This is a genomic window from Arthrobacter sp. TWP1-1 (assembly GCF_049897845.1).
Taxonomy (GTDB): domain Bacteria; phylum Actinomycetota; class Actinomycetes; order Actinomycetales; family Micrococcaceae; genus Specibacter.
The window spans coordinates 45787-68002 of sequence record NZ_JAFCXC010000008.1; the positions used below are offsets into that span (position 1 = coordinate 45787).

Annotated in this window: 20 protein-coding genes; 10 read left to right on the forward strand and 10 right to left on the reverse strand. The window is 60.6% G+C overall.

Going from position 1 to position 22216, the window contains the following annotated elements; genetic code table 11:
• Positions 1-9 precede the first annotated feature (9 nt).
• Entirely contained in the window at positions 10-771 is a 762-nt protein-coding gene (locus ACP7B9_RS13735; RefSeq protein WP_425864240.1) for a lysoplasmalogenase family protein, read from the reverse strand.
• Positions 772-858: 87 nt separating this feature from the next.
• Between ACP7B9_RS13735 and ACP7B9_RS13740 the strand changes: the two genes are divergently transcribed.
• Positions 859-1479, forward strand: coding sequence for a GyrI-like domain-containing protein (locus tag ACP7B9_RS13740; protein ID WP_425864241.1), 621 nt, complete (start codon positions 859-861; stop codon positions 1477-1479).
• 38 nt (positions 1480-1517) lie between these two features.
• Here ACP7B9_RS13740 and ACP7B9_RS13745 read toward each other — a convergent pair whose 3' ends face one another.
• From ACP7B9_RS13745 to ACP7B9_RS13765, 5 genes are all read right to left on the reverse strand, one after another.
• On the reverse strand, positions 1518-3314 hold the full coding sequence (locus ACP7B9_RS13745; protein ID WP_425864243.1) for an acyl-CoA dehydrogenase: 1797 nt from the start codon (positions 3312-3314) through the stop codon (positions 1518-1520).
• Between the two features lie 280 nt (positions 3315-3594).
• Positions 3595-3990 (reverse strand): fluoride efflux transporter CrcB, encoded by a 396-nt coding sequence (gene crcB, locus ACP7B9_RS13750; protein WP_425864245.1) that lies wholly within the window; start codon positions 3988-3990, stop codon positions 3595-3597.
• Complete coding sequence (locus tag ACP7B9_RS13755) at positions 3987-4481, reverse strand: fluoride efflux transporter FluC (protein WP_425864247.1); 495 nt, start codon at positions 4479-4481, stop codon at positions 3987-3989. Before ACP7B9_RS13755 ends, crcB begins: the two co-directional genes overlap by 4 nt.
• On the reverse strand, positions 4478-5002 hold the full coding sequence (locus tag ACP7B9_RS13760) for a universal stress protein (RefSeq protein WP_425864249.1): 525 nt from the start codon (positions 5000-5002) through the stop codon (positions 4478-4480). Before ACP7B9_RS13760 ends, ACP7B9_RS13755 begins: the two co-directional genes overlap by 4 nt.
• 9 nt (positions 5003-5011) lie before the next feature.
• Positions 5012-5734 (reverse strand): hypothetical protein, encoded by a 723-nt coding sequence (locus tag ACP7B9_RS13765; RefSeq protein WP_425864251.1) that lies wholly within the window; start codon positions 5732-5734, stop codon positions 5012-5014.
• A gap of 232 nt (positions 5735-5966) precedes the next feature.
• On the opposite strand from ACP7B9_RS13765, the gene gcvH reads away from it, so the two are divergent.
• The 5 genes from gcvH to ACP7B9_RS13790 all read left to right on the forward strand — a co-directional run bounded on the left by gcvH (position 5967) and on the right by ACP7B9_RS13790 (position 9139).
• Positions 5967-6353, forward strand: coding sequence for a glycine cleavage system protein GcvH (gene gcvH, locus ACP7B9_RS13770; protein WP_425864253.1), 387 nt, complete (start codon positions 5967-5969; stop codon positions 6351-6353).
• A gap of 164 nt (positions 6354-6517) precedes the next feature.
• Positions 6518-7000 carry an FHA domain-containing protein gene (locus ACP7B9_RS13775; protein ID WP_425864255.1) on the forward strand — a complete coding sequence of 161 codons (483 nt, stop codon included), beginning with the start codon at positions 6518-6520 and terminating at the stop codon, positions 6998-7000.
• A 15-nt stretch (positions 7001-7015) separates the two neighbouring features.
• The gene (locus tag ACP7B9_RS13780) at positions 7016-7774 is read left to right on the forward strand and encodes a MerR family transcriptional regulator (protein WP_425864257.1); all 759 of its coding nucleotides are present in this window, start codon (positions 7016-7018) and stop codon (positions 7772-7774) included.
• On the forward strand, positions 7771-8280 hold the full coding sequence (locus tag ACP7B9_RS13785) for a bifunctional nuclease family protein (RefSeq protein ID WP_425864259.1): 510 nt from the start codon (positions 7771-7773) through the stop codon (positions 8278-8280). The genes ACP7B9_RS13780 and ACP7B9_RS13785 overlap by 4 nt, the downstream gene beginning before the upstream one ends.
• Before the next feature lie 265 nt (positions 8281-8545).
• A complete protein-coding gene (locus ACP7B9_RS13790; protein WP_425864260.1) occupies positions 8546-9139 on the forward strand; it encodes a MerR family transcriptional regulator in 594 nt (197 codons plus the stop codon).
• Positions 9140-9223: 84 nt separating this feature from the next.
• Here the strand turns inward: ACP7B9_RS13790 and ACP7B9_RS13795 are convergent, their stop codons facing one another.
• Positions 9224-10060: a ParA family protein gene (locus ACP7B9_RS13795; RefSeq protein ID WP_425864262.1), complete on the reverse strand. Its 837-nt coding sequence runs from the start codon at positions 10058-10060 to the stop codon at positions 9224-9226.
• 159 nt (positions 10061-10219) lie between these two features.
• Here ACP7B9_RS13795 and gcvP point away from each other — a divergent pair, with 159 nt between their 5' ends.
• Positions 10220-13063 carry an aminomethyl-transferring glycine dehydrogenase gene (gene gcvP / locus ACP7B9_RS13800; RefSeq protein ID WP_425864424.1) on the forward strand — a complete coding sequence of 948 codons (2844 nt, stop codon included), beginning with the start codon at positions 10220-10222 and terminating at the stop codon, positions 13061-13063.
• Positions 13064-13296: 233 nt separating this feature from the next.
• The gene (locus ACP7B9_RS13805) at positions 13297-16692 is read left to right on the forward strand and encodes a pyruvate carboxylase (RefSeq protein WP_425864264.1); all 3396 of its coding nucleotides are present in this window, start codon (positions 13297-13299) and stop codon (positions 16690-16692) included.
• Positions 16693-16792: 100 nt separating this feature from the next.
• Here ACP7B9_RS13805 and ACP7B9_RS13810 read toward each other — a convergent pair whose 3' ends face one another.
• A complete protein-coding gene (locus ACP7B9_RS13810; RefSeq protein WP_425864266.1) occupies positions 16793-18607 on the reverse strand; it encodes an AMP-dependent synthetase/ligase in 1815 nt (604 codons plus the stop codon).
• A 235-nt stretch (positions 18608-18842) separates the two neighbouring features.
• Between ACP7B9_RS13810 and ACP7B9_RS13815 the strand changes: the two genes are divergently transcribed.
• On the forward strand, positions 18843-19886 hold the full coding sequence (locus tag ACP7B9_RS13815) for an ROK family glucokinase (protein ID WP_425864267.1): 1044 nt from the start codon (positions 18843-18845) through the stop codon (positions 19884-19886).
• A 24-nt stretch (positions 19887-19910) separates the two neighbouring features.
• Here ACP7B9_RS13815 and ACP7B9_RS13820 read toward each other — a convergent pair whose 3' ends face one another.
• Together ACP7B9_RS13820 and ACP7B9_RS13825 are read right to left on the reverse strand one after the other, a co-directional pair.
• Positions 19911-20456 carry a hypothetical protein gene (locus ACP7B9_RS13820; RefSeq protein WP_425864269.1) on the reverse strand — a complete coding sequence of 182 codons (546 nt, stop codon included), beginning with the start codon at positions 20454-20456 and terminating at the stop codon, positions 19911-19913.
• Positions 20446-21189 carry an alpha/beta hydrolase gene (locus ACP7B9_RS13825; protein WP_425864270.1) on the reverse strand — a complete coding sequence of 248 codons (744 nt, stop codon included), beginning with the start codon at positions 21187-21189 and terminating at the stop codon, positions 20446-20448. The genes ACP7B9_RS13820 and ACP7B9_RS13825 overlap by 11 nt, the downstream gene beginning before the upstream one ends.
• A gap of 178 nt (positions 21190-21367) precedes the next feature.
• On the opposite strand from ACP7B9_RS13825, the gene ACP7B9_RS13830 reads away from it, so the two are divergent.
• Positions 21368-22207: a lysophospholipid acyltransferase family protein gene (locus ACP7B9_RS13830; protein ID WP_425864271.1), complete on the forward strand. Its 840-nt coding sequence runs from the start codon at positions 21368-21370 to the stop codon at positions 22205-22207.
• Positions 22208-22216 lie beyond the last annotated feature (9 nt).

Sequence of the window (22216 nt, forward strand, 5' to 3'; positions counted from 1 at the left end):
GCCATTGCGTTAGCGAGCTGTCACGGGAACAGGCTTACGCTCAGAGTTAGCCTGGTACAGCGTTACGAGGGCCCCCGCTGCGATCAATCCTTGACCTATTGTGTAAGTCAGCATGACCATTCCGCTTGTCCAGTCCGGCATGAGTTCGAGAGCAAAGATTCTAAAAGACAGAATTGTGTCGGAGGCAAGGAAGAAGATTCCGCCCCATAGCACGAGGACATTGCAACGAGTCGATAGGGCAGCTGTTCCGCCGAGAACCAGCCCGTAGAGGGCCACCGCTATGGCGAGTCCCTCAGCTCGCGGCCACATGATGATCAGCAAGACCACCCACCAGCCAGCAAAGGCCAGGGCCCACCAAGATACTGTGCGGACAGCCAGATGCCGCCAAAAGAGTCGCATATAGCAAAGGTGGGCGATGCCAAAGAACAGCAGCATCAGGGGCAGCGTGGGGGCAAAGGGGAACAAGGCGCCCGCGCCGTCGCCCAACCATGAGAAGAAGAGCCCTGCCAGCAGCAAGAACCATGGACCTTTGGCGGCCAGTTGGCCCCTTGCCGGTCCTCCATTTTCCATCCCAGACGCCAAGGACCGCCGGGCTGCGAGGATGACTGCCACAATCAACAATGGCATGAGGAACAATTTGGTGGGGTCTGCAAGCAGTTCGTTGTCGGCAAAACGTGCGCCCACATGGACAATACTTACCACCGCGTACGGAATAAATCCCATGGCGATTTGCCACGCGTCTTTGGCCGGGATGATCAACTCAGATTTCAAGGCACTCCTTCGGGCCGTCCGGCTGGAAAATAGGAACTAGCATCATTCTAGAGTTGGCGGAAGAATCAGGTAGAGGAGGAATATTCAATGGCGAAATACGATCTAAAGCGGGCCTACAAGAAGCTGTATGCACCCGACAGAAAAGATTTTTCACTGGCTGAGGTGCCCCCTTTTCGCTATCTGGCGGTCGACGGACATGGTGATCCCAATAGCTCCATCGACTATGCCGAGGCAGTGACGGCTCTTTATTCGGTTTCCTATGCAGCGAAATTCGCGAGCAAGAAATCCCTGAATCAAGACTATGTTGTTGCGCCGTTGGAAGGACTGTGGTGGGCGGAAGACATGGGTGATTTCGTTTCCCGGAAGAAGGAGCGATGGGACTGGACCATGATGATCTGCCAGCCACAATGGATCACTTCTGAGCGAGTCGAAGAGTCGATCGCCACAGTCACTGCGAAGCAGGACCTGCCAGTGTCGGCGAAGCTGCGTCTTGAGGAGATGGAGGAGGGCCTTTGCGTGCAAATCCTCCACGTCGGTCCCTACGATGACGAGGCGCCTACCTTGGACAGGCTCCACAACACTTACATGCCAGAAAATGATCTTCAGTTCAATGGCAAGCACCACGAGATCTATCTCAGTGATCCTCGCCGGACCGCACCGGAGAAACTGAAAACCGTCCTGCGCCAACCTGTGCGGGCGATCCTCTAACGATGCGGTCCAGTGCGGACTAGCCGGGCAATCGAGGGCTAGCGTCTGACCTTGCGCGCAGATCCCGAGAGTTGGTGTGCGTCGAGGGCAAACAAGTCAGCTGATCCTGCCGTTGCAGCACCCAGCAGGCTCGCGCATTGCGGAAGGATCTGTTCGGCGTGGAATCTGGCCAACACGAGTTGGTTCTGCGCCAGGTCGGCGTCGCCGGTTCTGGCTGCAGCGACGGCGGCCCGCGCAAGCATCCATGCACTGGTGCATAGGCCCCACATCCGGAGGTACGGCGTCGATCCTGATAGCACAGCGTTGGGATCTGCCTGCCCTGTTTGGAGCATCCAGTTTGTGGCTTCCTCAAGGGCATCGAATTGGCGACCAAGCTCCTGGCGGATGCTCACAAATTCTGCGCCAGCGGCATCAAGTTCACCTTCGATCTCACGCATCGTGGCGATGAATTCCAAGACTGAAGCGCCACCACGAAGTCCCAGTTTGCGGCCCACAAGATCGGCGGCCTGGATGCCATTGGTGCCTTCATAGATAGCTGCAATACGCACATCCCGAACATGCTGGGCAGCCCCAGTTTCCTCGATGAAGCCCATGCCACCCTGAATCTGTAGTGCCAAGGAGGTCAGCTCGTTTCCGAGATCTGTTCCATAGGATTTACAGATCGGGGTCAGGATTCCAACGATTTCGTCTGCCCTGGCTCGAACAGCAGGGTCCGGATCGTTAGTGCTGAGGTCTACGTACACGGCGTCGAGCAAGGTGAGGTACCGCAGGGCCGCAATGGAGGCCCGCTGAGTAATGAGCATGCGCCGAACATCAGGGAAGTCAATGATGGGTGAGCTGCTGCCGGTTGCTCCGATTGCCAGACCCTGCTGGCGGTCCTGCGCATAGGCCAGTGACTGCTGGTAGGCGCGCTCAGCAACTGCCAGTCCTTGGACACCAACGCCGAGACGTGCGCTATTCATCATGACGAACATGATGCGCATGCCCTTGTTTTCTTCACCGATTAGATAGCCGGTGGCATTTTCATATGAAAGTACGCAGGTGGGGGAGGCATGAATGCCCATCTTGTGTTCGAGTGAAACAGTCTCCACACCATTTCGATCGCCCAGAGAGCCGTCGTCGTTGACGAGGAACTTCGGAACGATGAAGCAGGATATGCCGCGAGTACCTTCGGGAGCGCCGGGGGTCCGTGCGAGAACTAGGTGCACAATTTGTTCGGCCATGTCGTGATCGCCGTAGGTGATAAAGATTTTCTGCCCGGTGATGGCGTAGCTGCCGTCGTCGTTCTTCACTGCCCGGGTAGTGAGTGCGCCAACGTCCGAGCCAGCTTGCGGCTCGGTGAGGTTCATGGTCCCGGTCCACTCGCCGCTGACCATCGGGGGCAGGTAGCGTTGTTTCAAGTCGTCGTTGCCGTAGTGCAACAGCGCTTCAATGGCACCCTGTGTCAATAGCGGGCACAGGGAGAATGCCATGTTGGCGCTTGTCATAAGCTCCTGGATCACCAAGCCCACAGTGCGGGGGAAGCCGCCCCCACCAAATTCTTCCGGCAGCGGCACAGATCCCCAACCGGCCTCAACATATTGGCGGTACACCTCTTTGAATCCCTCCGGTGTCACCACAGTTCCGTCGGCTTGGAGCCGGGATCCCTGGACATCGCCCTGGCGATTCGTCGGGGCGACCGCCTCGGTCATGAACTCACCGCACTGCTCAAGGAGTTCGACGACGGTCTCGAGGTCGGCGTGTTCGAAGCCTGGCAGCTTAGCAATGTCCGGGTATCCGACAACATGCTCAAGGGCGAAGGCGATGTCTGCAATTGGTGGCTGATATTCGTTCATGATCGTCAGCGTACCCTTGGGTAACTTGTTTGTCGCGGAAATGAGTTACTTGCGAGTAATGTTGCGCGGATCACACCAAATTGATGCGTCCGAAGTGTGAAGTGGGGCTCATTAGGTGCCCTCGGTGCAAGTGATTGGACCAGTGGCAGGTAATGTTCTTTGTAGCCAATGCGCTCTTCTCAGAGTTAGCTGCGGTTAGGCCCGTACGAGTATCTCGCCGATGCTCTGCGGGTCGTCTTAGTTTAAAGAGCTTCCCCAAGATTCTCGATGACGGCGCCGGCTAGAGCGCCGTGATGCCCCCGGCAAGCGTTCCTAGCCAGAATCCCAGGGCTGCAGCGCCGACGCTGGCAGCAAGTGTGCCAAGGGCATTGGCGAACGAGGCGGCGTAGCGCTTCTCTCCGAGGAGGCGCAGTGTTTCGTAGCTGTTGGTGCTGAAGGTCGTGTACCCGCCCAAAAATCCGGTGCCCAGAATGAGTGCCCATTCCCTCGGGATCAGATTTCCGGCTGCCAGTGCAGTCAAAAGGCCCAACGCCAGGGAGCCCGAGACATTGATGGTGAACGTTGCCCACGGAAACGCCGTCTGGAAGCGCCGGCCCATGGCGCCGTCCAACAGGAATCGGGCAATGGCACCAAGCCCGCCAGCCAGGGCCAGGGCGATGAAAACCAACGGAGTCATGAACGTCCGTCCTGCCGCGATCCTGCTGAAGCTATGCAGCCTGCCGGCTCGGAAGCAACCGAGCGACTACCCAAGGCCATGCCCGCCCAGGTGGCTAGGCCGCCAATCAGAACCGTCCCAAGACCATAAAGCGCGGCCGAGCTTAGGCCCTGGGTGGCGGTTCCGGAGAGTGAAACCATCCCCACGGCAAGCGTGCTGTAGGTGGTGAAGCCGCCGCAAAATCCCGTTCCCAGGAGGAGCTGCAAACGCCGTCTCCGAGGCAAGCCACGGGCATCGGCAAGGTCATGCCGTGGTGAATTCTGGAGCGCCACTCGGGCCAGCGATGAAAGCAACAGGCCGAGCACAAAGGCACCAACAACATTGGCCAGCACTATCGCCCACGGTATGCCACCGGCGTCGGGCATAGCCAGAACCAGTCCCTCACGCGCTGCGGCACCAAGAGAGCCACCAATCCCTATGAGAACTAGGGAATGAAGGAGGTGTGGTTTCACAAACGGTCCTTGGCAACAGTTCCACCAAAGGTAGGGACAACGAGCACAGGGCAGCTGGCCAGTCGGGTCAGATGCGCAGCAACCGAAAGGCGCAGGATATCGCGCAGCGGCGTGCGGGCGTCACCATGGGTGCCGACAACGATCATGGAGGCACCTGTGATTTGGGCACAACGTGCTAACGCACGGGCCGGATCACCGGCTAGCAATGCCGTGCGCCAATGAACCGGGCTCGAGCCCAGCCGCAACTCCAATTCCGCTGCGAGCTCGGCGGGGAAGGCAGCTTCGCTGGCGTCCATGAAATCTGGATCCACGGACTCTGAGATGACAGTTCCATCGGCTTTCTCTTCGACCGGGAAACGCGCCGGGTTTGAATAGGCACAAATGAGTGGGAGGTTCAGTGCGGCAGCAAGCCGGGCCGCTTCAAGCACGACGCCGGCCGGCTGGCCTGGGTGAACACCAGCCAGCACGCAGGGCTGCTTCGGCGATGGCTGCTCTGATGACTGGTCTGATGACTGGGGCAAGTTAGGCGCCTAGACCCGCGGCGTGTCGGTGGGCGAAGCGGGCGAAGCCGGGGATGCGGCGTCGGGCGCGGGGGTTGCAGGGGGAGTCGCAGAGGGATTTTTGCGCTGGGCCTTGATGGCGGCCTTGGCGGCGCGCTCCTTGGCGTTCTCGTTGTCGCGGAGGACTTTCTCGGCGGCCTTGATTTCACGGATCTTGCGTCCGCGTCGCATCCACATCCGGCCCAAAACGATGACAATCACGGCGCAGACGACACCAACCAGCATGAAGATCTGGCTCCAAGTGCCGAACCAGTTGGCGGTGTTGGCCCAGATGGAGCGGGCGTCGGCAGCGGTTTGCGTGGTGCCAAAGAGGACGCCAAGCGTGAGCAGGTTCGGGATTGTTAGAGCGATGCCCAGAACGACCAGTGAAACGCGCACCCATTTGTTGAGTTTGCGGTGGTGGGCCTGCCATGCGACCAGGACAGGGATGAAGGAGAAGATGAAACCGTAGAACATGCCCAGCGGGATGCTGTTGCCCAATTGGTTCCCGACCTGATTTCCGATCGACTTCGCCCAGATCAGTGGAACCGTCACGGACGCGATCAGATACGCGACCACAAGAACAGCGGCAATGATTACGCCAAGAATCGTACGAAATAGCCATACGGGCAGTTTCGACTTGCCCTGCTTGTCGGTTCGGGTGTCGGAATCGGTTGAACCATCCGTCGGAGTGCGGGCTGCTGAATCAGTCATGCATGCATCATCTCAGAGTTGCTGCTGACAGCGTGGGTCATTTCGACTAAATATGCTAGAAAGTACCTTCGACTTGTCAAGAACGGCCACACACTAAAGACTGGATACGGATCGTTGAAGAATTCCGCGGCCAAATGTGTTTTGGTATCACTTTAGAAATGTGTTTTAGTTTCCCTTTAGACTTCATTTTTTCCTCGCACTGCACGCGATGAACCCCGAAAGGTGCGCATTAATGAGCAACATTCCAGCAGATCTGTCCTACACCGGTGAACACGAATGGGTACTGGCACCCACGGCTGAGGGCGTAGTGCGCGTTGGCATCACCGATTTTGCGCAGGATGCACTGGGCGACGTCGTATATGTCCAGGTCCCGGAGCTCGGAACCGAAGTTACAGCTGACACAGTTGTGGGTGAGGTCGAGTCCACCAAGAGCGTCAGCGACATCTACGCGCCTCTGACCGGCACCGTCACCGCCCGCAACGAAGCCTTGGATGCCGATCCGGCGCTGATCAATTCAGATCCTTACGGTGCCGGATGGTTGCTCGAAATCACCCTCACGGATGCGGCCAGCTACGGTTCGCTCCTCAGCGCGGCCGAGTACCAGGAAAAGGTAGGCTAGTAGCAAAGAATTATTTGGCGACGGGCTGGCCCGGTATATCCGCTTTTTGTGGATGTACTGGGCGGTTCCACCCAGTACATTCCCAGCGACGGCTCATACGTTGTTAGTAACTGAGGAAGCATCCGCTTTCCTCTGCAAGATTTTTTCAGCAAGGAGGAGTACCAATGGTTGACACGGGTAACGGCGCCGGGGTGAATGATCAGGCGATTTCCCAGGATCAGCCCGGTGCTACAGATACGACCTCAATTCATCTTCCTCCCGTCCAGATAAGGCCCTCCACGGTGCCCGTTCTGGCGCTCGATGAGCAAGCCGCCGTGAACTCGCTTCCTGCTGGTTCCGCGCTGCTCATTGCGCACGTAGGGCCAAATGCTGGGGCGCGGTTCCTGCTGGACAGCCAGGTCACCACGGCCGGCCGCCATCCCGACGCGGACATCTTCTTGGATGATGTGACAGTTTCGCGCCGGCACGTGAATTTCATGAAGTACGACGGCGGCTTCGAAGTTATCGACGCCGGCAGCCTCAACGGGACGTACGTCAATGGTGACCGTGTGGATTCTGTTCGTTTGCGGACCGGAAATGAAGTTCAGATCGGCAAGTTCCGACTCACGTACTACTTCAGCTCCAGCAACGCCGCTGCGGATTCCTAGGGCGCTGTGGGAAGTATGAATACCGGCACAGGGCGGCGGCTAGTGGACGTGCAGTCCACGAGCCGGCGTTCCGGTGCCGCAACCGTCCTGAATATTGGTGAAGTCTTGGCGCAGCTGACCTCGGACTTCCCTTCAGTGACGGCCTCTAAGATTCGTTTTTACGAGGAAAAGGGACTCATTACCCCGCAGCGAACCGCTGCCGGGTACCGGCAGTTTCGGGAGTCCGACGTCGAAAGGCTCCGGTTTGTGCTCGCGCTCCAACGTGATCACTACCTGCCGCTGAAGGTCATCAGGGAGTATCTTGATGCCATCGATCAGGGGCTGACCCCGGAGAACCTGCCGCCGGGTGTTTCCATCGCACCGCGTATGGTTTCCGAAGACGTGCTCCGTGAACTCAAGGGCCGGACACGTCGCCTGACGCCTGAGCAGTTGCGCACCGAGTCTGGTTCCGGCGTTGAGTTATTTGAGACCATGATCAGTTATGGTCTGATCGCCTCGCATGAGGGAACTTTCGACGATCATGCCTTGAAGGTTGCTCAGGCATGCACTGCGCTGGCAGTCCACGGACTTGAACCCCGGCACCTGCGGCCCTTCCAGGCCGCCGCCGACAGGGAATTTGGCTTGGTTGAACGTGCTGTAGGTCCGGTTTCAGCGCGCAAAGACAGCACGGCCGCCATGCGGGCTGCCGAGTCTGCGCGCGAAATTGCCGAGCTGTGCCTGAGTCTGCACAGTGCCTTGGTCCAGACACGCATCGCTGAGATGGAAACCTCATGATTGAGGTTGAGATCGTGGGTGTCAGGATTGAACTGCCGTCCAACCAGCCGCTGGTTCTGCTGCGCGAAAAGGTAGGGGAGCGGCATATCCCGATCTGGATCGGTGCCGCCGAAGCCACGGCAATCGCCTTGTCAGAACAAGGTGTGGTGCCTCCGCGGCCACTAACCCACGATCTCTTGTGCGGGGTCGTTTTGGCGTTGGGCCACAAAATTCTGGACGTCAGCCTGACCAGGGTTGAGGACGGTGTTTTCTTTGCCGAATTGCGCTTCGACAACGGGATAACCATTGGCTCGCGTGCCTCCGACGCCATTGCCATTGCCCAACGCGCAGAGTGCCCGATTTTGGCTGCTGAGGCCCTTATCGAGGAGGCCGGTGTGGTGATTGGGGACCACGATGAGGACGGAAACGCAGCAGTGGTCGCCGATGACGACGAGGCCAAGGAGCGTGAGGTTCGTCAATTTAGGGAATTCCTCAACGACGTTGAGCCAGAGGATTTTGACAAGTAACCCGCGTATTGTCGCGGATTTCCTGCCATGTCTAACCTTAAAGCTGAGCCTGAAACTTTCGACACGATGAAATTGTTGTGCGGACGTCTTTGACCTTGCTCCCACAGGGATCTAACGTCAAAGTATTGAGTTTCCCATTGCAAGCCTCGGCTGGCACGGGCACACTTGAGGTTAGAGCCCCCTACAGCTCTCCCTTGGATGTGTCGTGCATTGACGGTTGGCGGGCAAGCAAACCGTTCGGGGGACTGTGAACAGGAGGATCCACGTGAATGCCAAGAGTGACGCCGGCGAGCCGACGGCAGCCGTTGTCCCCAGTGCGGCATTCCGTGCTGGATCCCAGGGTTTGTTGTTCACCGAAGACCTGCCTGTTCTCGATATTCACGCAGGGTACCGTGGGCCCACGGCCTGTAAGGCTGCCGGCATTACATACCGCCAGCTCGATTACTGGGCACGCACGGGTCTAGTAGAACCGGCCGTCCGCGGGGCCGCAGGATCCGGCTCGCAGCGACTCTATGGCTTCCGGGACATCTTGGTACTGAAGGTGGTCAAGCGGCTTCTGGACACGGGTGTGTCCCTCCAGCAAATTCGTTCCGCCGTGGAGCACCTGCGTGAGCGCGGCGTCGAGGACTTGGCGCAAATCACGTTGATGAGCGACGGCGCATCCGTGTACGAGTGCACCTCGGCAGATGAGGTTATCGACCTAGTGCAGGGTGGCCAGGGTGTCTTTGGCATTGCCGTTGGCCGTGTTTGGCGAGAGGTTGAGGGAAGCCTTGCTTCCCTCCCCAGCGAGCACGCAGCCATTGCGGCTTTCCCGGACGATGAACTCAGCAAGCGCCGCGAAGCCCGCAAGATCTCCTAAGTGCAAAAGAAATAAGTAAGCAAGAAGCAGCCCGCTGAATTTCAGCGGGCTGCTTCTTCTTTAAGTTCTGGAAAGTCCAGGGACCTAGCCGCGGTAGAGGCGGCTTCGGGTTGCGCTTTGATTCAGGACAGAATCGAGCAATCGATCAAAGAGTGCCGAGGCGTTCTTGGCGGAATCTCCGGGCCACTGGTGCACAGGGTGCGCGGCGCCTTGGATCTGCTGCCAGTTGGCCTGCTCGGGAATGGTGGGGGAGAGCAGCAGGTCACCAAACATGGTCTTCATCTCGCCCAGTCGGTAGGCATGCTCGTTGGACCCTGTGCGGACGCGGTTGGCCACAATGCCGGCAGGCACAAGGGCCGGGGCGAATTCGGTGCGGAACAGTTCTATGGCGCGCAGGGTGCGTTGCGTACCGGCCACGGAGAACAGGCCAGGCTCGGCAACAAGCAGCACGCGGCTGCTGGCTGTCCACGCCATGCGGGTCAGGCCATTCAGTGACGGAGGGCAGTCGATCAGCACCAGCTGATAGGGCGCTGTGCCGTCACGATCGGCATTCGCCAACACGGTGGAAAGGCGGCGCAGATCGCGCTTGCCCAGATCCGGGCGGTCGTAGATGCCGCTGAAGGCCGAACCCATGGCGACGTCGAGCGTTGGTGTGGCACCGTCGTCGTGCTGGTGGGCCGCCAGCCAGCCGCTGGGGACCACGTTGGCGCCAAGATTGGCCTTGCGTGCGTTCTTGATCATTTGACCAATGTCCAGCTGGTCGCGCGCGGCGACACCGAGACCGGTGGTGGCGTCGGCATGGGGATCAAGATCGATCACCAACGTGGGGATGCCTGCCGCCAGGGCTGCCGAGGCCAGGCCGAGCGTGACTGAGGTCTTGCCGACGCCGCCCTTGAGGCTGCTGATACTCACTACTTGCACGGATGAACCATTACCCTTTGCGTTGCTTACTCAATCATGTGTTGTGCTGCTAGCTGTTAGCCCTGACACATACAATAGCTGTGGAACGTTCGCGACTTGGAGAACCCATTGACAAATACCGCTGATAATTTGCCGGAACGCCAGAGCACAAACAACCTTGTGTCGGCCACCTTTAGTGATCGACACATTGGGGTTACTGCGCAGCCCCACATTCATCATATGTTGAGCACCCTCGGATTTGGTTCTTTAGAGGAGCTAACAACGGCCGCGCTGCCAAAATCGATCTATTTGGCCGAGCCGATGAAGCTGCAGGCAGCGGTGTCGGAAGAGGCCATGCTGGCTGAATTGAAGGAGTTGGCGGGCAAAAACACCGTCAACAAGTCCTTCCTCGGCCAGGGCTACTACGGCACCCACACCCCGGGTGTGATTCAGCGCAATGTTTTGGAAAGTCCTGCCTGGTACACGGCATATACCCCGTACCAGCCCGAGATTTCCCAGGGCCGCCTCGAAGCGCTGTTGAATTTCCAGACTGTCGTGTCGGATCTGACAGGCATGGTTACAGCCAATGCCTCAATGCTCGATGAGGGCACGGCGGCCGCCGAGGCTGTTGCGCTGATGCGCCGCAACAATCGTTCTGCAGCGGACGACGCCGTCCTGCTGGTTGACGCTGACACCTTCCCTCAGACCCTCGCGGTAGTGCATACCCGCGCCAAGGCCATGGGCATCCCGGTCCTCGCGCATAACTTTGACGAAGAACTCCCGGCGGTTGAGTTCTTCGGTGTGCTGCTGCAATACCCCGGTGACTCCGGGCTGATTCGTGACATTGAACCGATCATCGCCGCGGCCCACGCGCGCAAGGCCATTGTGGCGGTTGCCGCCGATCTGTTGGCGCTGACCCTTGTGGAGTCCCCGGGTGGGCTTGGCGCCGATCTAGCCGTTGGCACCTCCCAGCGTTTTGGTGTCCCCATGGGCTTTGGTGGCCCGCACGCCGGCTACATGGCCGTCCGCAAGGGGCTGGAGCGTTCGCTGCCCGGCCGTCTGGTGGGCGTGTCCAAGGATGCCGTGGGCAACCAGGCCTACCGCCTGGCCTTGCAGACCCGCGAGCAGCACATTCGCCGTGAGAAGGCCACCTCGAACATCTGCACGGCGCAGGTGCTGCTGGCCGTTATGGCCGGCATGTATGCGGTCTACCACGGCCCTGAGGGGCTGCGAAAGATCGCCGCCCGCGTCCACGTGATGGCGCTGGCTGTTGCCGCCGCGGCAACGGCTGCTGGCCACACCGTGGTGCACACGAACTTTTTCGACACGGTCAAGATCAAGGTCACCTCACAGAGCGGCCACGCGGCGGCTGAGCTCGTTGCCGCCGCGCACCGGGCCGGTTACCTGCTGCGCCAGGTGGATCACGATCACCTGCAGATCGCCACCGACGAGACCACCACCGAGGCCGACGTCGCCGCGCTGGCAGCCTTGTTCGGCGTCAAGGAGACGGACCAGGCTACCGACCCGTCCGCCGTCGAGCTCCCGGCGCCAGCCCGTGCCACGGACTACCTGAGCAACGCGGTCTTCCATGCGCACAATTCCGAAACCCAGATGCTGCGGTACCTGCGCAAGCTTTCGGACGCCGATTACGCGCTGGACCGCGGCATGATTCCCTTGGGCTCGTGCACAATGAAGCTGAATGCCACAGCGGAGATGGCTGCCGTGACGTGGCCCGAGTTCTCCAATCTGCACCCCTTCGCCCCTGCCGCGGACACCGTGGGCATCGTAGAAATGGCCACACAGCTTGAGGCCTGGCTGGCGGAAATTACCGGCTACGACGCCGTTTCCGTGCAGCCTAATGCTGGTTCACAGGGCGAATTTGCCGGGCTCATGGCCATCCGCGCGTTCCACCTGGAAAATGGCAATCCGAACCGGGACATTGTGTTAATCCCAACCTCCGCACACGGCACCAACGCCGCATCCGCCGTCATGGCCGGAATGAAGGTTGTCGCCGTGGCCACGGACGGTTTCGGCAACATCGACATGGACGATCTCAAGCGCCAAATTACCGTCCACGAAGATAGCTTGGCCGCGATTATGGTCACCTACCCGTCAACCCACGGTGTTTTCGAGACGTCCATCAGCACCATTTGCGCCATGATTCACGACGCCGGAGGTCAGGTTTACGTTGATGGGGCGAACCTTAACGCTCTGGTTGGCTTGGCTCAGCCGGGCAAGTTTGGTTCCGATGTTTCCCACCTCAACCTGCACAAGACCTTCTGCATCCCGCACGGCGGCGGCGGACCCGGCGTCGGCCCGGTTGCTGTTGGTGCGCATCTGGCCAAGCACCTGCCGGCCCGCGAGCTTGATGCTGGCACCTCGGTGGGGCTGGTTTCCAGCGCGCCGTACGGTTCGGCGTCGATCCTTCCCATCTCCTGGGCCTACATTCGCATGATGGGCCCGGAGGGACTGCGCCTGGCAACCCAGACGGCCATCTTGTCGGCCAACTACATTGCCCGCCGATTGGGCGAGCACTATCCGGTGCTCTACACGGGAGCCCACGATCTGGTGGCGCACGAATGCATCCTGGATCTGCGCGGCATCACGGCCGATTCCGGTGTGAGCGTTGATGATGTCGCCAAGCGGCTCATCGACTATGGATTCCACGCCCCGACGATGTCGTTCCCGGTGGCCGGCACGCTCATGGTGGAGCCCACCGAATCCGAGGACCTGGGCGAGATTGACCGCTTCATCAATGCCATGATCTGCATCCGTAAGGAAATTGCGGCCGTCCAGGATGGTCTCTGGCCCGCGGACGACAATCCGCTGGTGCAGGCTCCCCACACGGCGCAAAGCATCGCCCAGGAATGGGACCACCCCTACACCCGTGAAGAAGCAGTCTTCCCGGCCGGTGTGGATCCGCGTGCCAAGTACTGGCCGATCGTTCGCCGCATTGACCAGGCCTACGGCGACCGCCATCTGGTCTGCTCGTGCCCGTCCATCGAGGAACTGGCCGAGCAGTAACGGCTCAGCCTGGCGCAAGAATATTACGCCCCCTGCAGTGATCTGCGCCACACGATTTGGTGCAGAATAGCTGCAGGGGTCAAACTTGCACCACTTTGTGTCACAGAACTACACCAATTTCTACAAGGCGGCACGATTCTGGCCTTTAGGCCCAGCACCGCAGCCCTCACGGGCGAGTCACTGCTTCAGATTTGAGGCACGTGATTCGCCACCATTGTTCACACAGGAGTGAGATGTTTTCGAAAATTCTGGTTGCCAACCGCGGTGAAATCGCGATCCGGGCATTCCGTGCCAGCTATGAGCTTGGTGCCAAGACCGTAGCCGTCTACCCTTACGAGGACCGCACCTCCATTCACCGCCAGAAGGCCGACGAAGCCTACCTGATTGGTGAAGAGGGCCACCCCGTGCGCGCCTACCTTGACGTGGCGGAGGTCATCCGTGTCGCCAAGGAAGCCGGCGCGGACGCCATCTACCCCGGTTACGGGTTCCTCTCCGAAAACCCGGACCTGGCCGCTGCCGCCAGGGATGCCGGAATTACCTTTGTTGGCCCGCCCGCTGAAGTGCTGGAGCTGACAGGTAACAAGGTTCGCGCCCTGGACGCCGCCCGCAAGGCCGGTATCCCAGTGCTGCAGTCAAGCAAGCCAAGTGCAGATCTTGATTACCTGCTGGGTGCCGCCGCGGAGATTGGCTACCCCATCTTCGCCAAGGCCGTTGCCGGCGGTGGCGGGCGAGGCATGCGCCGTGTTGAAAAGGCTGAGGACCTGGAAGAGGCCCTGAAGGCTGCCATGCGTGAAGCGGATGCCGCCTTTGGTGACCCCACCATGTTCCTGGAACAGGCAGTATTGCGCCCCCGTCACATCGAGGTCCAGATTCTGGCCGACAATGAGGGCAACGTCATCCACCTGTTCGAGCGCGATTGTTCGCTGCAGCGACGCCACCAAAAGGTGGTTGAGATTGCTCCGGCGCCGAACCTGGATGAGAACATCCGCAAGGCCCTGCACGCCGATGCCGTGAAGTTCGCCAAGGCCATGGGCTACGTCAACGCCGGAACCGTGGAGTTCCTCGTTGACACCGTGGGGGAGCGCGCCGGACAGCACGTGTTCATCGAAATGAACCCGCGCATCCAGGTCGAGCACACCGTGACGGAAGAAATCACCGATGTGGACTTGGTTCAGGCGCAGCTGCGCATTGCCGCCGGTGAGACCCTTGCCGATCTTGGCCTGAGCCAAGAGACCGTACAGGTCAAGGGTGCTGCGCTGCAGTGCCGCATCACCACGGAAGATCCGGCCAACGGCTTCCGCCCCGACGTTGGCGAGATCACCACCTACCGTTCCGCGGGTGGCGCCGGTGTAAGGCTCGACGGCGGAACCATCTACGCAGGTGCCCAGATCAGCCCGCATTTTGATTCCATGCTGGTCAAGCTCACCTGCCGCGGCCGAGACTACCCGACAGCGGTTTCGCGAGCCCGCCGCGCCTTGGCCGAGTTCCGAATCCGCGGCGTCTCCACCAACATCGCCTTCCTGCAGTCCGTTCTTGCGGATCCGGCGTTCAATGCCGGAGACGTAGCCACGTCCTTCATCGACGAGCGCCCCGAATTGCTCAACGCCCACGTGTCCTCTGACCGAGGCACGAAGCTGCTGACCTGGCTGGCGGATGCAACAGTCAACAAGCCGCACGGCGAGTTGAAGGTCTTGGAAGACCCGGCCCGCAAGTTGCCCGACGTCGATCTGGCCACGGCTCCGGCTGGATCACGCCAGCAGCTTGCTGAGCTTGGCCCGGAAGGCTTTGCCGCAGCCCTGCGAGCACAGGTTCCCGTGGCAGTCACGGACACCACGTTCCGCGATGCACACCAGTCCTTGCTGGCCACCCGTGTGCGCACCAGGGACCTGTTGGCTGCGGGCCCCGCCGTCTCGGTGCTGACCCCGCAGCTGCTCTCGGTGGAAGCCTGGGGTGGCGCCACCTATGACGTCTCCCTGCGCTTCCTCGGTGAAGATCCGTGGCAGCGGCTGAGCAAGCTGCGCGAAGCACTCCCCAACGTTTGCCTGCAGATGCTCCTGCGTGGTCGCAATACGGTGGGCTACACGCCGTACCCGGCCGAAGTGACGGACGCGTTTGTCCAAGAAGCCGCCGCCAGCGGCATTGACATTTTCCGCATCTTTGACGCGCTCAACGATGTTGACCAGATGGAACCGGCTATCAAGGCCGTGCGTGCCACGGGAACAGCTGTGGCCGAAGTGGCCCTGTGCTACACGGGCGATCTGCTGGATCCGGCCGAAACCATCTACACCCTTGACTACTACCTTGAGCTGGCGCAGCGCATCGTCGACGCCGGCGCGCACATCCTGGCCATCAAGGACATGGCCGGCGTACTCCGCCCGGCAGCGGCCGCCAAACTGGTTACGGCACTGCGCGAACGCTTCGAGCTGCCCGTACACCTGCACACCCATGACACGGCAGGTGGCCAGCTCGCCACCTTGATGGCGGCCATCAATGCAGGGGTCGACGCCGTTGACGTCGCCTCCGCTGCCCTGGCAGGCACCACCAGCCAGCCCTCGGCGTCCGCCTTGGTTGCCGCACTGGCACACACCGAGCGCGACACCGGCATAGATCTGGCGGCCATCAGCTCGCTGGAGCCGTACTGGGAAGCCGTTCGTCGCCTGTACTCACCCTTCGAGTCAGGACTTGCCGCACCCACCGGCCGTGTTTACCTACACGAGATCCCGGGAGGCCAGCTGTCCAACCTGCGCCAGCAGGCTATTGCCTTGGGTCTGGGGGAGCGCTTCGAGGAAATCGAAGACATGTACACGGCCGCGGATAGAATCCTCGGGCACCTGGTCAAGGTCACGCCGTCGTCCAAGGTGGTGGGTGATTTGGCCCTGCACCTGGTGGGCATCAAGGCCGACCCGGCCGATTTCGAGGCCAACCCGCAGAACTATGACATCCCGGATTCCGTCATTGGCTTCCTCGGCGGCGAGCTGGGCACCCCTCCGGGTGGCTGGCCTGAGCCGTTCCGCACCAAGGCCCTGCAAGGCCGCACCGTGACCGAACGCATGGGCACGCTCAGCGCACAGGACAGCGCGGAACTTGCCGGGGACAGCGAAACGCGCCGCGCGGCCCTGAACCGGTTGCTCTTCGCCGGACCCACCAAGGACTTTGAGGCTGTTCGCAAGACGTACGGAGATGTTTCCGTGCTGGACACCCGCGACTACCTTTACGGACTTCGCCGCGGCGTGGAGCACTCCGTGGACCTTGGCAAGGGTGTGCGCCTGATCGCGGTGCTCGAGACCATCTCCGAGGCAGACGAAAAGGGCATGCGAACCGTGGTCTGCAAGCTCAACGGCCAGAACCGTCCCATCACTGTGCGGGATCGTAGCATCGAAAGCACCGTCAAGGCGGCTGAGAAGGCCGACGAGACCGTGCCCGGTCAGGTTGCAGCGCCGTTTGCCGGCGCCGTGAGTGTCAAGGTTGCCGTGGGCGACGTCGTCGAGGCCGGCGCCACCATCGCCACCATCGAAGCCATGAAGATGGAAGCCTCAATTACGACGCCGATCGGCGGCACAGTGGCCCGCATTGCCGTTCCTGGGGTGGCCCAGGTCCAAGGTGGAGACCTGCTGGTGGTTATCTCTTAGCAGCAAAAGGGCGACGCAAAAGAGTCTCGACAGCTTCGACCACAGGTGGTCGAAGCTGTCGAGACTCTTCTTGTTTAAGCCTTGCTTGTTTAGCGAGTGGTTAGGCTGGCTTCTTGCTCAGGTAGATGTCTTCCACCACCGAGTTGTAGTCCTTGAGGACCTGGCCGCGCTTGACCTTCATGGACGGGGTGAGGTGGCCCGAAGTCTCGGTGAAGTCGGTGTCGACGATCCTGAACTGCTTAATGGCCTCAGCGGAAGAGACCGAGCTGTTGGCCCTGTCGACTGCCTTCTGCACCGCGGCCAGGACAATCGGGTCCTTGCCGGCCTGTGCCACCGTGATGCCGTCGCTGAGGCCATGAGCCTTGCCCCATTGCGGCAGCGCTTCCTCATCGAGCGTGACGATCGCGGCAATGAAGGGGCGTTGCTCGCCAATGACGACGCACTGGGAAACTATGGCGTCAGCCCGGATCTGATCTTCCAGCAGGGCCGGGACAACGTTCTTGCCACCTGAGGTGACAATGATTTCCTTTTTACGCCCCGTGATCTTCAGGAAGCCCTGGTCGTCGAGCTCGCCAATGTCTCCGGTGCGGAACCAGCCGTCAATAAAGGTTTCGGCCGTAAGGTCATCGCGGCCGTAGTAGCCCTTCATGACGCACACGCCCTTGGTGAGGATTTCGCCGTCGGCCGCGATCTTTACGGCATTGCCCGGCAGGGGCGCGCCCACGGTACCGATCTTGATCCGTTCCGGACGGTTGACGGTGATGGGGGCCGTCGTTTCGGTGAGGCCGTAACCTTCCAGGATTTGCAGGCCGATGCCCTGGAAGAAGTAGCCAAGACGCTCTCCGAGGGGCCCACCGCCGGAGACCGCGTGACGAACATTCCCACCCATCGCGGCACGGAGCTTGGAATAGACGAGTTTGTCGAACAGGGCATGCTTGGCCTTGAGGACCACACCAACCTTGCCAGCCTGAGCCGCGCGGGCATAGTCAACGGCAGTGTGGGCGGCAATGGTAAATATCTTGCCCTTACCTTCGCTCTCTGCCTTGAGAGAGGCCGAGTTGTACACCTTTTCAAAGACGCGCGGCACAGCCAAAATGAACGTGGGCTGGAAGCTTTGCAGGTCAGCCAGCAGGTGCTTGATATCAGGTGTGTGGCCAACCTTCGCGCCACCGGCCACGGCCAAAACCGAGATATAGCGCGCAAACACATGCGCCAGCGGCAGGAACATGATGGTCTGGGAGCCCGGCGTCACCACTGTCTGGGCTAGGACCGAGAGCGCGTTCTCGCTCAGCTCCACAAAGTTACTGTGTGTGAGCATGCAGCCCTTGGGGCGGCCCGTGGTGCCCGAGGTGTAAATAATGGTGGCTGTGTCAGCGAGGCCGTTGGCCGTGCGGGCGGCTTCCAAAGCGTCATCGCTGACGTCCCGGCCGGCATCACGCAGGACGTCGAGGCCATCACCTTCGAGTTGCCACACGTGGGCCAACGTTGTCAGCCCTTCGTTGTGGGCAGCCTGGCGGATGATGTTTTCGTGGGTACCGGTTTCGGCAAAAACAGCCACCGCAGCCGAATCGCCCAGATTCCAGGCCACCTGAGACGGTGAGGACGTTTCGTAGATCGGCACGGATATAGCGCCGGCAAACCAAATGGAGAAGTCAACGAGAGACCATTCGTAACGCGTGCGGGCCATGATGCCAACACGATCACCCACGCCAATGCCAGAGGCGATTAGGCCCTTGGCGATGGCGCTAACGTCGGCCAAGAATTCCTTGGCGGATACATCAACCCAGACGTTGTCTGCGTTGCGCTTGGAGAATAGTGCAGGATTGGCGGGCAGCTTGGCCTGACGCAGAACGAAATCGGTGGTGTTCATGGTGGGCGGACTGACCACCTTGGCCGGAACGGAAATCTCTTGCACAATAGCTCCTTTGATATGTGGCTCTGCAATCGTGTTGCTTCACTCTATCCGGCGCGCGGGTGTTTAGTCCGATGTCGGATGTTACTGATGAGTAACTTTATGTTGTTCAGCTCACACTTTCCAAGTTGGCGTCCGCAGTTCCTCTCCTTGCGGTGGCGTTGCAGTGGCGTTGCATCGGCCAACGTGCCAGCCAGCGAGCTGCACGGATGGCTGGTTGGCTGGCTAGAATCGTGGAATGATTCCGCCTCAGACCGACCCCACCGCCACAGCCATTGCAACAGCCACTGCAACTTCCACATCAGCTGAGCAACGGCCCTTAGCGCTGGGGATAGATATTGGCGGCACCAAGGTCGCTGCCGGCCTTGTTGATGGTAGGGGAGTGATCATTGAAGAACTGAGGAGGGCCACTCCGGGCCGTGATGCTCGCGCCGTCGAGGAAGTCATCGTGGAGCTCGTCACCGAGCTCGGCACCAGACACAGTATTGAGTCCGTGGGTATCGGGGCAGCGGGCTGGATGGACCTAGACGGTGCCAAGGTGGTGTTCAGCCCGCATCTGGCCTGGCGTGATGAGCCACTGCGGGACACGCTGGAAGGCATGCTGGGGCGCCCCGTTTTGGTAACAAACGACGCCGATGCGGCGGCGTGGGCTGAATCTCGCTTCGGGGCCGGCCGTGGCCACAGCCGGATGATCATGTTGACCTTGGGTACTGGCATCGGTGGCGCGCTTGTCTTGGACGGCAAGGTTGAACGTGGCGCCTTTGGAATGGCAGGCGAATTTGGCCACCAGATCATCATGCCCGGCGGGCACCGCTGTGAATGTGGAAACCGGGGTTGCTGGGAGCAGTACGCTTCCGGAAACGCCTTGGGCAGGGAGGGCCGCGAGCTGGCGGGGAAGCAATCGCCCATGGCCGCCGGTCTCCTGGCGGCCGCGCATGGAAGATCGAAAAACATTACCGGGACCGTAGTCACCGAGCTGGCCCTGCAAGGGGAAGCAACTGCCCAAGAGCTCGTTGCGGAAGTCGGTGACTGGCTGGGCCTAGGCATGGCCAACCTTGCCGCAGCACTGGATCCGGCGATCTTTGTCATCGGCGGCGGACTTAGTGCTGCCGGTGACCTGCTGCTGGATCCGGCCCGACGCGCGTACTCACGGAATTTGACGGGGCGTGGATATCGGCAGGAGGCGGCCATCACCGTTGCGCAACTGGGAGCTGCCGCCGGACTGATCGGTGCAGCCGATCTTTCGCGCGTCCGTCGCCGGCAGCTAGACGCTGAGAGTTAGCAGCTAAAAGTTAGGCGCTGAAAGTTAGACGACGGCGCCGTCTCCGCCGTCGTCGTCGCGGTGGTTGGGCAGGCGGAACAGTAGGTATCCGGCGCCGGCGAGAAACGCCACGATGACGCCGACCACCAGCAGCATGGGCGCGTTACGCCAGAAAATGACGGAGAAGACCAGAAACAGTGGGCCGCCAGCGGCAGCAATCCAGGACAGCATGATGGCGGGTTCGGTGTTGCTCAGGATGGGAGGGTCCTCCGGCACAAAATTGTCTTCGGATTCCTCCGTCCCATAGTCTCGGGGTCCGCCAGTGGAGGCTCCGGCGTCGTTCATGGAATTGTTCGGCGAAGTCTCTGCCTGCCAAACGCCTAGGGGGTCAAAGTCGCTGACGCTTTTGGATTCCCCACTTTTGGAATCCGCGCTCGTGGCCTCCCCGCCTTTGGAATCAGGGGCGGCCTTCATGCCGGGATCATCCATGAAGGAGTCTTCGGCGCCTTCGAGCCGCGCAACAAGATCGCGCCACACATCGTCGTCGTTGTCGCCGGTATGCGGCGCACCCGCACCGGGATCAGATTGCATGGAGGTTCCTTCGAAAGAAATCAGCAGACTGTGAAAAGATCAATGGCGCGTCGTTGTCCATAGTGGCTACATGGTAGCTGTTTTCCAAGGGAACTATCCGTAGCTCTGAGGAGCCCAACTTCTCCTTGATGACCTCGAGGCTGGAATCGGGCACGACATGGTCCACCGTGGATCGAAAGACCACGGTGGGGGCGGTGACGCTGGGCAGCAACCCTATGGTCTCCTCGAAAAGTTGTGACAGTTGATGAACCGCGGCGACGGGCGTACGGGCATAGGCGCCTTCGCTGACGCCCTGGACTTTCATATCGTCGCCAATGGCCGGAACGCTCTTGAGTACGTACTTGAGCAGGCCGGCATATTTCGCCTTCGGATCGGAGAAGGTCAGGCCGGGATTCACCACGGCAACCCCGGCCACAGGGTGCAGGGCCGCCACGCGCAAGGCCAGTGCCCCGCCCATGGACATGCCGGCAACAAATACGGTGTCACAGCGGCCCGCTAATTCCAGATAGGCGGCCTCAAAGTCCCGGTACCAGTGCTCCCACGGTGTCTTGTTCAGTTCCTGCCACGTGGTGCCGTGGCCCGCAAGCAAAGGCATGTTGACGGCAAAGCCCGCCTCTGCGAGGTATTCGCTCCAACCGCGCATGCTCACGGGGGATCCGGTGAAGCCGTGACACACAGCTACGCCAATACGGGCCAGTTCCCCGTGTCCTTGGGAACGGAACGATTGCGCCATGGTGATGGCCCCTTTCCTGCCCGGACGCCGTGGCCGGGGAAGTACCTCGCGTGGCTGCGGCCGTGCTGCCGCGATTGTGTGCCGCTTTCACTAGACTACTGTTGATATGTTCACAGCGGGGGAACCGCAGTGAACCCGGTTCGTGCGCAACCGGCAGCGCAAGAGGAGGAACACCACCGTGATCTATTGGGTACTAAAGAAGATTTTTCTAGGCCCTGTTTTGAAGGTGCTGTTCCGGCCCTGGACAAAAGGGTTGGACAACCTCCCTATTGATGGCCCGGCCGTCCTGGCTAGTAACCACCTTTCCTTTTCGGACTCCATCTTTATGCCCTTGATGGTTCCGCGTCCGGTGGTGTTCCTCGCCAAGAGCGATTACTTCACCGGCAAGGGCATCAAGGGGCGCCTGACCGCCGCGTTCTTCAAGCTGACGAACCAGCTGCCCATGGACCGCTCAGGCGGTGCGGCATCCCAGAACTCGCTCCAGACGGGCATTGACGTACTCAAGGACGGTGGCTTGCTGGGCATCTACCCCGAGGGGACTCGCAGCCCCGATGGCCGCCTGTACCGTGGCAAGGTCGGCGTGGCCAAGCTTGTGCTGACGGCCAATGTGCCAGTGATTCCCGTGGCCATGATTGGCACTGACAAGGTCCAGCCCATCGGCCGTCGCATCCCTACGATCCGCCGGCTCGGCGTCATATTTGGTGAGCCCATGGACTTCAGCCGCTACCAAGGCATGGCCGACGACCGCTTTGTCCAGCGATCCGTCACGGATGAAATTATGTACGAGCTCATGCGCCTGTCCGGCCAGGAGTACGTGGATTCTTACGCCAGCACCATCAAGGACAAGATCGCTGCTGAGAAGTCCGCCAAGCCTCCTGTGGCCAGCGACGCGGTACGGATCGATCCCAGCCCCGTCATTGCCCCGGGAACCGTGACAGTCATCGGCGCCAAAAAGGACGAGGCCAAGTCCGACGTCGAGCCTGACGCCAAGCCCGACTTAGAGGCGACGCAAAACTAACGTCGTGGC

Coding starts and splice junctions, on each gene's coding strand:
- ACP7B9_RS13740 (WP_425864241.1), top strand. CDS start 859: ATGGCGAAATACGATCTAAAGCGGGCCTACAAGAAGCTGTATGCACCC.
- ACP7B9_RS13745 (WP_425864243.1), bottom strand. CDS start 3,314: ATGAACGAATATCAGCCACCAATTGCAGACATCGCCTTCGCCCTTGAG.
- crcB (WP_425864245.1), bottom strand. CDS start 3,990: ATGACTCCGTTGGTTTTCATCGCCCTGGCCCTGGCTGGCGGGCTTGGT.
- ACP7B9_RS13765 (WP_425864251.1), bottom strand. CDS start 5,734: ATGACTGATTCAGCAGCCCGCACTCCGACGGATGGTTCAACCGATTCC.
- gcvH (WP_425864253.1), top strand. CDS start 5,967: ATGAGCAACATTCCAGCAGATCTGTCCTACACCGGTGAACACGAATGG.
- ACP7B9_RS13775 (WP_425864255.1), top strand. CDS start 6,518: ATGGTTGACACGGGTAACGGCGCCGGGGTGAATGATCAGGCGATTTCC.
- ACP7B9_RS13780 (WP_425864257.1), top strand. CDS start 7,016: ATGAATACCGGCACAGGGCGGCGGCTAGTGGACGTGCAGTCCACGAGC.
- ACP7B9_RS13785 (WP_425864259.1), top strand. CDS start 7,771: ATGATTGAGGTTGAGATCGTGGGTGTCAGGATTGAACTGCCGTCCAAC.
- ACP7B9_RS13805 (WP_425864264.1), top strand. CDS start 13,297: ATGTTTTCGAAAATTCTGGTTGCCAACCGCGGTGAAATCGCGATCCGG.
- ACP7B9_RS13815 (WP_425864267.1), top strand. CDS start 18,843: ATGATTCCGCCTCAGACCGACCCCACCGCCACAGCCATTGCAACAGCC.
- ACP7B9_RS13820 (WP_425864269.1), bottom strand. CDS start 20,456: ATGCAATCTGATCCCGGTGCGGGTGCGCCGCATACCGGCGACAACGAC.
- ACP7B9_RS13825 (WP_425864270.1), bottom strand. CDS start 21,189: ATGGCGCAATCGTTCCGTTCCCAAGGACACGGGGAACTGGCCCGTATT.